Below are 265 nucleotides of genomic sequence, written 5' to 3'. Positions count from 1 at the left end.
AAGACATGAACATAAGCGGCGAAATCCAAGCGGCTTTCAGACAGCTGACGGCGGAAATCCCTCCGGACCGGCAAGATGGCGGTAAAGACAGCGGCGCTCAAAGGCTGCTGTTAGGGAAGGTTCTCCGTTTGCTGGACGATCAAAGCGCTCTTATCCAAATCGGCGGCCGGACGATGCAGGGAAAACTTGAAACCGCCCTTCGTCCGCAGGCGTATTACTGGTTTTCTTATGACAAACAGCCGGCGGAAAAAACGGGCCGGCTTCA

At 55.1% G+C, this 265-nt stretch carries 1 pseudogene; it reads left to right on the top strand.

The features are described 5' to 3' along the window. Positions 1 to 5: 5 nt before the first annotated feature. Positions 6 to 265 (top strand): annotated as a pseudogene (locus tag KVT31_RS29635) (glycosyl transferase); the annotation flags it as partial.

The organism is Bacillus sp. GbtcB14 (assembly GCF_019091205.1).
GTDB classification, from domain to species: domain Bacteria; phylum Bacillota; class Bacilli; order Bacillales; family Bacillaceae_G; genus Bacillus_A; species Bacillus_A cereus_AG.
This window is presented reverse-complemented; position numbering and strand designations above follow the sequence as displayed.